10 protein-coding genes, 3 tRNA genes and 1 pseudogene are annotated in these 11,800 nt (G+C 68.3%); 10 read left to right on the top strand and 4 right to left on the bottom strand.

Annotated features, from left to right (window positions below; translation table 11 throughout):
• From I0Q12_RS34315 to I0Q12_RS29630, 3 genes and pseudogenes are all read left to right on the top strand, one after another.
• Positions 1 to 768, top strand: a pseudogene (locus I0Q12_RS34315) (SulP family inorganic anion transporter); the annotation flags it as partial.
• A 326-nt stretch (positions 769 to 1,094) separates the two neighbouring features.
• Positions 1,095 to 2,687: a phosphoglycerate dehydrogenase gene (gene serA / locus I0Q12_RS29635; protein WP_197257345.1), complete on the top strand. Its 1,593-nt coding sequence runs from the start codon at positions 1,095 to 1,097 to the stop codon at positions 2,685 to 2,687.
• Between the two features lie 82 nt (positions 2,688 to 2,769).
• Positions 2,770 to 3,780, top strand: coding sequence for a 3-isopropylmalate dehydrogenase (locus I0Q12_RS29630; RefSeq protein WP_197257344.1), 1,011 nt, complete (start codon positions 2,770 to 2,772; stop codon positions 3,778 to 3,780).
• Between the two features lie 88 nt (positions 3,781 to 3,868).
• Here I0Q12_RS29630 and I0Q12_RS29625 read toward each other — a convergent pair whose 3' ends face one another.
• Positions 3,869 to 5,047: an MFS transporter gene (locus I0Q12_RS29625; protein WP_197257343.1), complete on the bottom strand. Its 1,179-nt coding sequence runs from the start codon at positions 5,045 to 5,047 to the stop codon at positions 3,869 to 3,871.
• A 111-nt stretch (positions 5,048 to 5,158) separates the two neighbouring features.
• Here I0Q12_RS29625 and I0Q12_RS29620 point away from each other — a divergent pair, with 111 nt between their 5' ends.
• The 5 genes from I0Q12_RS29620 (at position 5,159) to I0Q12_RS29600 (ending at position 8,070) form a co-directional block, all read left to right on the top strand.
• A complete protein-coding gene (locus I0Q12_RS29620) occupies positions 5,159 to 5,935 on the top strand; it encodes a fumarylacetoacetate hydrolase family protein (protein ID WP_197257342.1) in 777 nt (258 codons plus the stop codon).
• A 79-nt stretch (positions 5,936 to 6,014) separates the two neighbouring features.
• The gene (gltX, locus tag I0Q12_RS29615; RefSeq protein WP_197257341.1) at positions 6,015 to 7,487 is read left to right on the top strand and encodes a glutamate--tRNA ligase; all 1,473 of its coding nucleotides are present in this window, start codon (positions 6,015 to 6,017) and stop codon (positions 7,485 to 7,487) included.
• 212 nt (positions 7,488 to 7,699) lie between these two features.
• Positions 7,700 to 7,771 (top strand) — tRNA-Gln (locus tag I0Q12_RS29610).
• A gap of 87 nt (positions 7,772 to 7,858) precedes the next feature.
• Positions 7,859 to 7,934: transfer RNA gene (locus tag I0Q12_RS29605), tRNA-Glu, on the top strand.
• A gap of 63 nt (positions 7,935 to 7,997) precedes the next feature.
• Positions 7,998 to 8,070, top strand: a tRNA-Glu gene (locus I0Q12_RS29600).
• 54 nt (positions 8,071 to 8,124) lie between these two features.
• On the opposite strand, the gene I0Q12_RS29595 is transcribed toward I0Q12_RS29600, so the two are convergent.
• The 3 genes from I0Q12_RS29595 to I0Q12_RS29585 form a co-directional block, all read right to left on the bottom strand.
• Positions 8,125 to 8,292, bottom strand: coding sequence for a DUF5302 domain-containing protein (locus I0Q12_RS29595; RefSeq protein WP_197257340.1), 168 nt, complete (start codon positions 8,290 to 8,292; stop codon positions 8,125 to 8,127).
• A gap of 81 nt (positions 8,293 to 8,373) precedes the next feature.
• Positions 8,374 to 8,871, bottom strand: a complete 498-nt coding sequence (locus I0Q12_RS29590; RefSeq protein WP_197257339.1) for a pyridoxamine 5'-phosphate oxidase family protein — start codon at positions 8,869 to 8,871, stop codon at positions 8,374 to 8,376.
• A gap of 61 nt (positions 8,872 to 8,932) precedes the next feature.
• Positions 8,933 to 9,634 carry an IclR family transcriptional regulator gene (locus I0Q12_RS29585; RefSeq protein WP_197257338.1) on the bottom strand — a complete coding sequence of 234 codons (702 nt, stop codon included), beginning with the start codon at positions 9,632 to 9,634 and terminating at the stop codon, positions 8,933 to 8,935.
• 132 nt (positions 9,635 to 9,766) lie between these two features.
• Between I0Q12_RS29585 and leuC the strand changes: the two genes are divergently transcribed.
• Positions 9,767 to 11,185 (top strand): 3-isopropylmalate dehydratase large subunit, encoded by a 1,419-nt coding sequence (leuC, locus tag I0Q12_RS29580; protein WP_197257337.1) that lies wholly within the window; start codon positions 9,767 to 9,769, stop codon positions 11,183 to 11,185.
• A gap of 26 nt (positions 11,186 to 11,211) precedes the next feature.
• On the top strand, positions 11,212 to 11,800 hold a 589-nt coding region (leuD, locus tag I0Q12_RS29575; RefSeq protein WP_197257335.1), incomplete at its 3' end, for a 3-isopropylmalate dehydratase small subunit.

Genomic DNA, 11,800 nt, shown 5'->3' with positions numbered 1-11,800 from the left:
GTTCGGCGGATTCCCGATCTCCGCAAGTTCTTCCCGGACACCGGTGGCGGAGCAGAACGGTGCGCGGACCCAGCTCGTGGGCGTCGTCGGCGCCCTCGGTGTGCTCGCGTTCGTGCTGCTCGTGCCCGGTCTGACGGCGTACCTGCCGCAGGCCGCGCTCGCCGCGGTCGTGCTGGTCGCGGCGGCGGCGCTCATCGACGTGCGGGGTCTGGTCACGACGCGGCGTTCCTCGGAGTCGCGCTCGTCGGGGTGCTCGAAGGCATCCTGGTCGCTATCGGGCTGTCCCTGCTGACGGTCGTGGTCCGAGCGTGGCAGCCCTATCGCACGGAACTGGTGGAACTGGACGGGGTTCCGGGCCTCCACGACATCACCCGGCATCCCGAGGGGCATCGGATTCCGGGACTGGTGATCGCGCGGTTCGACGCCCCGCTGTTCTTCGCCAACGGTGATCTCCTCGACCGCCACGTGCGGGAACTGGTGGCGCACGCGCCGACGCCCGTCGAGTGGGTGGTGATCGCCGCCGAACCGATCACCGGCCTCGACACCACCGCCGTCGACGAACTCGTCGACCTGGACCGCTATCTGGCGAGCAAGGGAATCCGGTTGGCGTTCGCGGCGATGAAAGGCCCCATCAAGGACAAACTGGTGCAGTTCGGGGTGGGGGATCGGTTCGACGCGACACACTTTCACCCGACCGTGCGCGCGGCGGTCACCGCGTTCCGGGAACAGCGACGCGCGGCCGGCGAACCGGACAGTACTGATCGGTGAAACATCCAGCGCGAGAACAACACTCGACCGAGATTTCGCGAATCATGCACCGGGCGAGCGATTTCTCGTGAAATCGGATTCGGGCATACGAGACGAACTCGAGGGCTCCCGCCGGCCCGGCGTAATCGAAATCACCTCCGACGTGCGCCGGGAGTCGCATCACACCGATCGAGGCGTTTCGTACCACCTGGTAGGACAACCCCGGGTCGCGCACCCACGCGGAGGTAGGGGGTTCTAAACTCGACGCTGTCACGGCTGTGCCGCGTGCCGAGAAGGGTGTGCGCGCCGTCGACGCCCGCAGACAATCAACCACAGGGAGTTCGCACGTGAGCCAGAATGGCCGTCCCGTTGTCCTGATCGCCGACAAGCTCGCGCAATCGACCGTCGATGCGCTCGGCGACGGTGTCGAGGTGCGCTGGGTCGACGGCCCGGACCGCCCCGCGCTTCTCGCGGCTGTGCCCGACGCCGACGCCCTGCTCGTCCGTTCCGCCACCACCGTCGACGCCGAGGTGCTCGCCGCCGCGACGAAGCTCAAGATCGTCGGCCGCGCCGGTGTCGGCCTGGACAATGTGGACATCCCCGCCGCCACCGAGCGTGGCGTCATGGTCGTGAACGCGCCGACCTCGAACATCCACTCGGCCGCCGAGCACGCCGTCTCGCTGCTGCTGTCGACCGCGCGTCAGATCCCGGCCGCCGACCGCACCCTGCGTGAGAAGACCTGGAAGCGCTCGAGCTTCAACGGCACCGAGATCCTCGGCAAGACCGTCGGTGTCGTCGGCCTGGGCCGCATCGGCCAGCTCTTCGCGCAGCGCCTCGCCGCCTTCGAGACCACGGTCATCGCGTACGACCCCTACCTGCCCGCCGCGCGCGCCGCGCAGCTCGGCATCGAGCTGGTCGACATCGACGAGCTCGTCGAGCGCGCCGACTTCATCTCGGTGCACCTGCCCAAGACGAAGGAAACCGCCGGCCTGATCAACGCCGAGCGTCTGGCCCGGGCCAAGGACGGCGTCATCATCGTCAACGCCGCCCGCGGTGGCCTGATCGACGAGGCCGCGCTCCACGACGCGCTCGTCTCCGGCAAGGTTCGCGGCGCCGGCCTCGACGTGTTCAGCACCGAGCCGTGCACCGACTCGCCGCTGTTCGAGCTGGACAACGTCGTGGTGACCCCGCACCTGGGTGCCTCCACCGCCGAGGCGCAGGACCGCGCCGGCACCGACGTCGCCAAGAGCGTGCTGCTGGCCCTGGCCGGCGAGTTCGTGCCGGACGCCGTCAACGTCTCCGGCGGCCCGGTCGGCGAAGAGGTCGCACCGTGGCTCGAGCTCGTCCGCAAGCTCGGCCTGCTCGCCGGCACGCTCTCGCCGGAGGCCGTGCAGAACGTGCAGGTCGTCGTCAGCGGTGAGCTCTCCGCCGAGAACGTCGACATCCTCGGGCTCGCGGCTCTGCGCGGCCTGTTCTCCGCCAGCAGCGACGAGGCCGTGACCTTCGTCAACGCTCCGCAGCTCGCCGAGCAGCGCGGCGTGAGCGTCGAGGTCGACAAGCACAGCGAGGCGCAGACGCACCGCAGCGCCGTCGAGGTGCGTGCCGTGGCCGCCGACGGCTCCGTCACCGCGGTCGCGGGTGCGCTGACCGGCCTGCAGCAGGTCGAGAAGATCGTCAACATCAACGGCCGCAGCTTCGACCTGCGCGCCGAGGGCCACAACATCATCGTGCACTACGAGGACCGTCCGGGCGTGCTCGGCATCCTTGGCACGATCCTCGGCAACGCGTCCATCGACATCCAGGCCGCTGCGCTGAGCCAGGACGTCGAGGGGTCGGGTGCCACCGTCATCCTGCGCGTGGACCGCGTGGTCGGCGACGCCGAGGTCGCCCAGATCGTCGAGAAGCTCGACGCCCGCGTCGCGCAGGTCGATCTGTCCTGATCCATCCCGTGCTTCACCCCCCGGTGGCCGCGACCGTCTGCACGGTCGCGGCCACCGTCGCACAAGGAAGTGAGTAGAGCCCATGAAGCTTGCGGTCATCCCCGGTGACGGCATCGGTATCGAGGTCACGGCCGAAGCACTGAAGGTGCTGCGGAAGCTCGTGCCCGACCTCGAGACCACCGAATACGACCTCGGTGCTCGCCGGTACAACGCCACCGGTGAACTCCTGCCGGAGGCGGACCTCGCCGCCATCCGCGAACACGACGCGATCCTGCTCGGCGCGATCGGCGACCCGTCGGTCACCCCCGGCATCCTGGAGCGTGGACTGCTGCTGAACATGCGGTTCGCTCTCGACCACCACGTGAACCTGCGTCCGTCGCGGCTGTACCCGGGAACGGCGTCGCCGCTCGCCGGTAACCCGGAGATGGATTTCGTCGTGGTTCGCGAAGGCACCGAAGGCCCGTACACCGGCAACGGTGGCGCTATCCGCGTCGGCACCCCGCACGAGATCGCCACCGAGGTGTCGATCAACACGTGGTTCGGCGCCGAGCGCGTCGTGCGCTACGCGTTCGAGCTGGCGCAGAGCCGCCGCAAGCACCTGACGCTCATCCACAAGACGAACGTGCTCTCCAACGCCGGGGCCATCTGGACCCGCGCGGTCGAGACGGTCGGCGCCGAGTACCCGGAGGTCGAGACGGCGTACTGCCACATCGACGCCGCGACGATCTACATGGTCACCGATCCCGGCCGGTTCGACGTCATCGTCACCGACAACCTGTTCGGCGACATCATCACCGACCTGGCCGGTGCGGTCACCGGTGGCATCGGCCTGGCCGCCAGCGGCAACATCGACGCCTCCGGCACCAACCCGTCGATGTTCGAACCGGTGCACGGCAGCGCCCCGGACATCGCCGGCAAGGGAATCGCAGACCCGACCGCGGCGATCCTGTCGGCGGCCCTGCTGCTGCGTCACCTCGGTCGTGAGGACGACGCGGCCCGCATCGAAGCGGCCGTCGAGGCGGATCTCGCCGCACGCGGCACCGGCCCCATCGTGACCGGCGAGGTCGGCGATCGGATCGCGGCAGCGCTCTGAGACAGCGTTTTCCGGCAGTGCTCGGAGAAAGGGTCCCTCCGGCGGGCGGCCGGCGGAGGGACCCTTGTTCGTTCCGTGGGAACGGCGGCTATTCGTCCCGCGGGACGAGGGGCACGGCCGCGAGCGGTGCGATCGCTGCGATCGCGAAGGCGATCGGGAATCCCACGGCGCCGATCAACGCTCCGAAGGCGGGACCGACAGCCGCGCCGGTGACGAACTGCCCGGTGTTCTGGATGCCCAGTGCACGACCACCCCAGAACGGCCCGCCCAGCTCGGCGACCGCGGTGAACGCCAGTCCGTTCGGTGCAACGGTCGTCACCGACGCCACCAGCAGCATCACGACCGCGGTGGGGGAGGCGAACCAGGCGGTGGCGGCCAGCGCCGCCATCGATACGACGACGGAGATCGAAACGATCCGCAGCGGTCCCATCCGGCTGCCGGTCCGGTCCGACCACACGCCCACGATCACACGACCGATCGCGCCGAGGAATTGGGACGCGGTGATAACCAGTCCGGCGCTCGTCTCGGTCCAGTCCAGGTCGGTGACCAGCCACACGAGTGCAAAGGTCCACACCATCTGCTGGGGGACCACCAGCAGGATCGACGTGCCGTGGATGCGCGCCAGTGTCCGCGAGCCGCGATATGGATTGTCCAGCAAGCCGTTGTCGGCTGCGGTGTCCCGATCCGGCCGCGGCGGGTCGATGATTCCGACCGCGCACGCGATCGCTCCCACGCCGCACATGATCGCGGGAAATGCCAGCGCCCAACCGATTCCGTGATCGCGGGCGAGTGGGGGCATCATCATGGCGGCCAACGCGATTCCGAGCGGAACGGACATCTGCCGGATGCCCATCGCCAGACCCCGCTGTGCCTGCGGGAACCAGCCGACGACGACGCGCCCGCTGGCGGCGTTGGCGCTGGCCGCGCCCGCTCCCGCGGCCGCGAGCAGAACCGCCAGTGCGCCAGGGGCTGTGGTCGTCGCGGCGGCAGCCGTCGCCGCGGAGGCGATGCCGAGACCCGCGGCGAGGGCGTTCCGCTCACCGAAGCGATCGGCGATCGCCCCCCATGCGACGAGTGTGAGTACCCCTCCGAGAATCGGTGCGCCGGCCAGGGTTCCGGCCTGCGCGAGGTCCAGGCCGTGCTCGGTGTGGAGGGTGGGGATGAGGAAGGCCGTGCCGTTGACGACGGTGGCCTGCACGGTCTGTGCCAGCACTCCCAGGGCCAGGATCAGCCACCGTTTCCGGCCGATGTCGGCGACAACTTCCATCGTGTCTCACTATCTGGGAACATATCTCGAAGTATGAAACAATGAACAAACGGTACACCCGGATCGACGGGGGCGCCGGGTGAGCGTGGGCGCACCGATAGACTGCGCGTCATGCGCCTTGGTCGAATTGCCAGCCCCGACGGTGTCGCCTTCGTCAGCATCGAAGGCGAATCCGATTCCGCGATCGCGAAAGAGATTGCCGAGCACCCTTTCGGGACGCCCACGTTCACCGGCCGTAGCTGGCCGCTCGCCGACGTCCGCCTGCTCGCGCCGATCCTCGCGAGCAAGGTCGTCGCCGTCGGACGCAACTATGCCGCGCACGCCGCGGAATTCGGCAACGAGGTGCCCGAGGAGCCGGTGATCTTCCTCAAGCCGAACACCTCGATCATCGGCCCCGGCGCCCCGATCGTCATCCCACGCAACACCTCGCTCGTGCACCACGAGGCGGAACTCGCCGTCGTCATCGGCCGGCCGTGCAAGGACGTGCCCGCCGCGAAGGCGCTCGACGTCGTGCTCGGATACACCATCGCCAACGACGTGTCCGCCCGCGACCACCAGAAGCAGGACGGCCAGTGGGCACGCGCCAAGGGGCACGACACGTTCTGCCCGCTCGGTCCGTGGATCGAGACGAACCTCGACGCCTCCGACCTCGAGATCTCCGCCGAGGTCGACGGGCGGGAGCGTCAGCGCAGCCGAACCTCGTTGCTGATCCACGACATTCCGAAGCTCATCGAGTGGGTTTCCGCCGTGATGACGCTGCTCCCGGGTGACGTCATCCTCACCGGAACCCCCGAGGGTGTCGGCCCCATCGAGCCGGGCAACACCGTGTCGGTGACGATCGAGAAGATCGGTACCCTCACCAATCCGGTCGTCGCGAAGGGCGAGTGACCACCGCACTTCGCTTCTGCCGCCGCGGCGGGGAGGACTAGCCTGGTAGGGACTTTTCATCCCTCTACCAGAGTGAGCCATGACCAGCAGCGAAGTACGCGTTCGATTCTGCCCGTCCCCGACCGGAACCCCGCACGTGGGCCTGGTGCGCACCGCCCTGTTCAACTGGGCGTTCGCGCGCCACCACGGCGGCACCTTCGTGTTCCGCATCGAAGACACCGACGCAGCCCGCGACACCGAGGAGTCGTACCAGGCGATCCTCGACGCCCTGCGCTGGCTCGGCCTCCAGTGGGACGAGGGACCGGAGGTCGGCGGGCCGTACGAGCCGTACCGGCAGTCCCAGCGACGGGATCTGCACCTCGACATCGTCGCCAAGCTCGTCGAGGCCGGTGAGGCCTACGAGTCGTTCTCGACTCCCGAGGAGGTCGAGGAGCGGCACAAGGCTGCCGGCCGCGACCCCAAGCTCGGCTACGACAACTTCGATCGCGACCTGACGCCCGAGCAGCGGCAGGCCTACCTCGACGAGGGACGCAAGCCGGTGGTGCGGTTGCGCATGCCGGACCACGACCTCACGTGGAACGACCTCGTGCGCGGTGAAACCACGTTCAAGGCGGGTGTGGTCCCGGACTTCGCGCTGACCCGCGGCAACGGCATCCCGCTGTACACGCTCGTCAACCCCGTCGACGACGCGCTGATGCGCATCACCCACGTGCTGCGCGGCGAGGACCTGCTCTCGTCGACGCCGCGGCAGCTCGCTCTGTACGAGGCGCTGCAGCGGATCGGTGTGGCCGATTTCACGCCGGAGTTCGGGCATCTGCCGTTCGTGATGGGACAGGGCAACAAGAAGCTGTCCAAGCGTGACCCCGAGTCGAACCTGTTCCTGCACCGCGACCGCGGGTTCATCCCCGAGGGTCTGCTGAACTACCTCGCCCTGCTCGGCTGGGGCCTGGCCGAGGACCGCGACGTGTTCTCGCTCGACGAGATGGTCGCCGCGTTCGACATCTCGAAGGTCAACTCGAACCCCGCTCGCTTCGACCAGAAGAAGGCCGACGCGATCAACGCCGAGCACATCCGCCTGCTCGAGCCCGCGGACTTCGCGGCGCGGTTGAAGGCATTCCTGATCGAGCACGGCCACATCACGGCCGACGTCGACGACGCGCGGTTCTCCGCGGCCGCCGAACTCGTCCAGACCCGCATCGTCGTGTTGTCCGACGCCTGGAACCTGCTGAAGTTCCTGTTCGTCCCGGAGTCGGGGTTCACGGTGGACGAGGCGTCCGCCGCCAAGAATCTCGGTGCGGACGCCGCGCCCGTACTCGACGCGACCATCGCCGCGCTCGACGGTGTGGGGGAGTGGACGACCGCCAACCTCGAGGAAGCGCTCAAGGCCGCTCTCATCGAGGAGCTGGGCCTCAAGCCGCGTAAGGCGTTCGCTCCGGTGCGTGTCGCCGTCTCCGGATCGCACATCAGCCCGCCGCTGTACGAGTCGATGGAACTGCTCGGCCGGGACGTGACCCTGGCGCGCCTGCGCTCCGCCCGCGCGGGCATCGCCTGACCATCTCGCCGGTCCCGGCTCGGCCCGCCACCCTCCACCCGGAAGGTGGCGGGCCGAGTCGTCTGCGGGGGATCGTTCCGCACGGCTCCGAGGGGCAATTCATGCTCTTGACCAGGCGATTTGTAGTTCGTGGTGGGGTTGGTGCTAATCTTTCTCTCGGTTCGGAACGGAGGCCACAGACGCCCGCAGGGCAGGCCGAAGGAACAAACCAATGGGGTATGGTGTAATTGGCAACACAGCTGATTCTGGTTCAGCCATTCTAGGTTCGAGTCCTGGTACCCCAGCTGAGATGCGGTGGTTTGCCCACAGCGTCTCGGCCAGCTAAGCTGGCTGAGCTTCCTCCGGGAAGCAACCAGAGAAGAAGTTCTCAGGCCCCCGTCGTCTAGCGGCCTAGGACGCCGCCCTCTCACGGCGGTAGCGTGGGTTCGAATCCCATCGGGGGTACCATGAACTGCCCATCGATCCCCGGATCGATGGGTGTTCTTCTCTGAAGAAATGAAGATGGTCCAGGCCCCCGTCGTCTAGCGGCCTAGGACGCCGCCCTCTCACGGCGGTAGCGTGGGTTCGAATCCCATCGGGGGTACAGCGAAGGCCCTCCGAGCATTGCTCGGAGGGCCTTCCTCGTTGTCGGTACCGGCTATCCGCTCTTGCGCCGGAACTCGCGGTGATGATCGGCGGTCGCATGCGGACCGTGCGCCTTCGAATCCGCGTCGAGATGGGCGGTGCCCCGGCCCGCGCGGCTGTTCTTGCGCTCGAGCGCCGCCCGGAATTGCTCCTTGATCCGGTCCTTGGACGTGTCGCTCATGACATCTCCCTCCGGTCGGCCGGTCTGGACGCGAACGAATCTATCGCGGCGCGGGAGCCCTGTCGCCCGATTTTCGAGTGCCTACAGGTACCGGGCCGTCGTGCCACCGATGGGCATCGCCGGCATGCCGAGCTTGCGGTGATCCCACGAGCGGACACGGTCCGGCACCACACGCACCGCGACGCGCTTGTGCATCATCCGCTCGACGGCGGGCAGCATCTCGTCGGTGTACGGACCGGTGTAGCGCTCCCAGACGTTGCGGCACACCGCGAAGAGGGTGTCGTGGTCGTCGGTGATCTCGGCGCGGCCTTCGATCGACACGCCCCGCAACTGGTCGTAGGTGTCGCCCGCCTCGACGAGCACGGTGATGCGGTTGTCGCGCCGCAGGTTCACCGTCTTCTGGGACTTGGCCTTGGTTTCGAACCAGATCTCACCGTCGATCAGCGCGTACCACATCGCGATGAGATGCGGTGTGCCCGACGGCCCGAGCGTCGCCATGTTGGCGACACGGCTGCGGTCGAGGAAGTCCTGGACTTCGTCGTCCGTCATGGTGATCTGTGCGCGTTGTTTTATGCCCATGGGACAGCACTGTGTCATGCGTCATGCCCGGCTGTCACCACCGGTGCGGCGGGGGAATCCTTCAGAGCCGCTTGTGGAGTGCTTCCGCGGCGGCGAGGAGATCGGACGCCCAGCGGGCGCCGGGCTTGCGGCCCATGCGGTCGATGGGGCCGGACACGGAGACCGCCGCGACGACCGTCCCGGACGTGTCGCGCACGGGTGCAGCCACCGAGGCGACGCCCGGTTCGCGTTCGGCGGCGCTCTGCGCCCACCCGCGGCGACGTACCTCCGCGAGGACGCGTTCACCGAACGCCGCGTCCGGCAGGATCGCCCTCTGGGTGGCGGCATCCGCCCATGCGAGCAGAACTTTCGCGCCCGACCCGGCGGTCATCGGCAGCCGAGCGCCGACGAGGACGGTGTCGCGCAGGCCCGTCGGGGGCTCGAGGGCGGCGACGCACACGCGCTGGGTGCCCTCCCTCCGGTACAGCTGCACGCTCTCCCCGGTGATCTCGCGGAGCCGGGGCAGGATGAGGGAGGCGGCCTCCACGAGCGGATCGCCGGCCCCGGCGGACAGTTCGGCCAGGCCCGGTCCGGGACGCCACTGGCCGTCGCTGTCCCGGGTGAGCAACCGGTGGATCTCGAGGCCCACGGCCAGCCGGTGCGCGGTCGCGCGCGGCAGGCCCGTGCGGGAGCACAGTTCGTTGAGGTTGCACGGCTGCTCGGCCACCGCGTGCAGCACGGACATCGCTTTGTCCAACACTCCGATGCCGCTATGCTGTCTCATAGGTCGATACCTCCGTCTCGCATACTGGGAAGCATAACCCATGTACCGACGGGCGGGGACGGCACCATACGCGGCCCGGTCACAGCCCCGAGAACCGGCAACCGCGTTCGTCACGTACGACAGGTGGAGAAGATGGCTGGAAAAACTCTGGCGGAGAAGGTGTGGGATCAGCACGTTGTCGTGCGCGGTGAGGGAGAGGGCTCGGCGCGGCAGCCGGATCTGATCTACATCGACCTGCATCTCGTGCACGAGGTCACGAGTCCTCAGGCGTTCGACGGCCTGCGGCTCGCCGGACGCCGGCTGCGGCGTCCCGATCTCACGATCGCGACCGAGGACCACAACGTCCCGACCGTCGACATCGACAAGCCCATCGCCGATCCGGTCTCGCGCACCCAGGTCGAGACGCTGCGCCGCAACTGTGAGGAATTCGGCGTCCGGCTGTACCCGATGGGCGACATCGATCAGGGCATCGTGCACGTCGTCGGCCCGCAGCTCGGTCTGACCCAGCCGGGCATGACGGTGGTGTGCGGCGACAGCCACACCTCCACCCACGGCGCATTCGGTGCCCTGGCAATGGGTATCGGCACGAGCGAGGTCGAGCACGTGATGGCGACGCAGACGCTGTCGCTGCGCCCGTTCAAGACGATGGCGATCACCGTCGACGGCGAACTGCCCGAGGGCGTCACGGGCAAGGACCTGATCCTCGCCGTCATCGCGAAGATCGGCACCGGCGGCGGTCAGGGCTATGTCCTCGAATACCGCGGCGAGGCGATCCGCAAGCTGTCCATGGAAGCGCGGATGACGATCTGCAACATGTCGATCGAGGCGGGCGCCCGCGCCGGAATGATCGCGCCCGACGAGGTCACCTACGAGTACCTGAAGGGCCGTCCGCACGCCCCGCAGGGCACGGACTGGGACGCGGCGGTCGCCGCGTGGGATGCGTTGCGTACCGACGAGGACGCCGTTTTCGACGCCGAGGTCCACATCGACGGTGCGTCGCTGACCCCGTTCGTCACGTGGGGGACCAACCCGGGCCAGGGTGCCCCGCTCGGTGCGAACGTGCCGGTGCCCGAGGAGATCGCCGACGAGACCGAGCGCCTGGCCGCCGAGAAGGCGCTGCGCTACATGGATCTCGAACCCGGCATGCCGCTGCGTGAGATCGCCGTCGACACCGTCTTCGTCGGTTCGTGCACCAACGGCCGCATCGAGGACCTGCGCGCCGTCGCCGATGTTCTCAAGGGACGCAAGGTCGCCGACCGGGTGCGGATGCTCGTCGTGCCCGGTTCGATGCGGGTGCGCGCCCAGGCCGAGGCCGAGGGCCTCGGCGAGATCTTCACTGCGGCGGGCGCCGAATGGCGTCAGGCCGGGTGCTCGATGTGCCTGGGTATGAACCCGGATCAGCTCGCGCCGGGCGAACGTTCGGCGTCGACGTCGAACCGCAACTTCGAAGGACGCCAGGGCAAGGGCGGCCGCACCCACCTCGTGTCGCCGGCGGTCGCGGCGGCGACCGCGGTGCGCGGCAAGCTCTCCGCCCCGGCGGATCTGGACTAGGTCAAGGGACCGAAGGAGAATTCTCGATGGAAGCCTTTACTACTCACAAGGGCATCGGTGTTCCGCTGCGCCGCTCGAACGTCGACACCGACCAGATCATCCCGGCGGTGTACCTGAAGCGCGTCACCCGTAGCGGATTCGAGGACGGCCTGTTCGCCGGCTGGCGCACCGATCCGTCGTTCGTGCTCAACACCCCGCCGTTCGACCGCGGCTCGGTTCTCGTGGCGGGCCCCGACTTCGGCACCGGGTCGTCGCGCGAGCACGCCGTGTGGGCTTTGTCCGATTACGGATTCCGCGTCGTGATCTCGTCGCGCTTCGCCGACATCTTCCGCGGCAACGCCGGAAAGGCGGGCCTGCTCGCCGCTCAGGTCGAGCAGGCCGACGTCGAACTGCTGTGGAAGCTCATCGAACAGCAGCCCGGCCTCGAGCTCGAAGTCGATCTCGAGAAGCGGACCGTGACGGCCGGAACCACTGTGGTGCAGTTCGCTATTGACGACTACACGCGGTGGCGTCTGCTCGAAGGTCTGGACGACATCGGACTGACATTGCGGCAGGTAGACGCGATTTCCGAGTACGAAAACGCAAGGCCGTCTTGGAAACCGACGACCCTCTCGA

It is taken from the genome of Rhodococcus sp. CX (assembly GCF_015865005.1).
Classification (GTDB): Bacteria; Actinomycetota; Actinomycetes; order Mycobacteriales; family Mycobacteriaceae; genus Rhodococcus.
Note: the sequence above shows the minus strand (reverse complement) of the source record. Positions and strands in the feature narration are given on the sequence as shown.

What these genes read in the sequence shown, in the direction of transcription:
- I0Q12_RS29630 (WP_197257344.1), top strand. Translation starts at nt 2,770, where the DNA reads ATGAAGCTTGCGGTCATCCCCGGTGACGGCATCGGTATCGAGGTCACG.
- I0Q12_RS29625 (WP_197257343.1), bottom strand. Translation starts at nt 5,047, where the DNA reads ATGGAAGTTGTCGCCGACATCGGCCGGAAACGGTGGCTGATCCTGGCC.
- I0Q12_RS29620 (WP_197257342.1), top strand. Translation starts at nt 5,159, where the DNA reads ATGCGCCTTGGTCGAATTGCCAGCCCCGACGGTGTCGCCTTCGTCAGC.
- gltX (WP_197257341.1), top strand. Translation starts at nt 6,015, where the DNA reads ATGACCAGCAGCGAAGTACGCGTTCGATTCTGCCCGTCCCCGACCGGA.
- I0Q12_RS29595 (WP_197257340.1), bottom strand. Translation starts at nt 8,292, where the DNA reads ATGAGCGACACGTCCAAGGACCGGATCAAGGAGCAATTCCGGGCGGCG.
- I0Q12_RS29590 (WP_197257339.1), bottom strand. Translation starts at nt 8,871, where the DNA reads ATGGGCATAAAACAACGCGCACAGATCACCATGACGGACGACGAAGTC.
- I0Q12_RS29585 (WP_197257338.1), bottom strand. Translation starts at nt 9,634, where the DNA reads ATGAGACAGCATAGCGGCATCGGAGTGTTGGACAAAGCGATGTCCGTG.
- leuC (WP_197257337.1), top strand. Translation starts at nt 9,767, where the DNA reads ATGGCTGGAAAAACTCTGGCGGAGAAGGTGTGGGATCAGCACGTTGTC.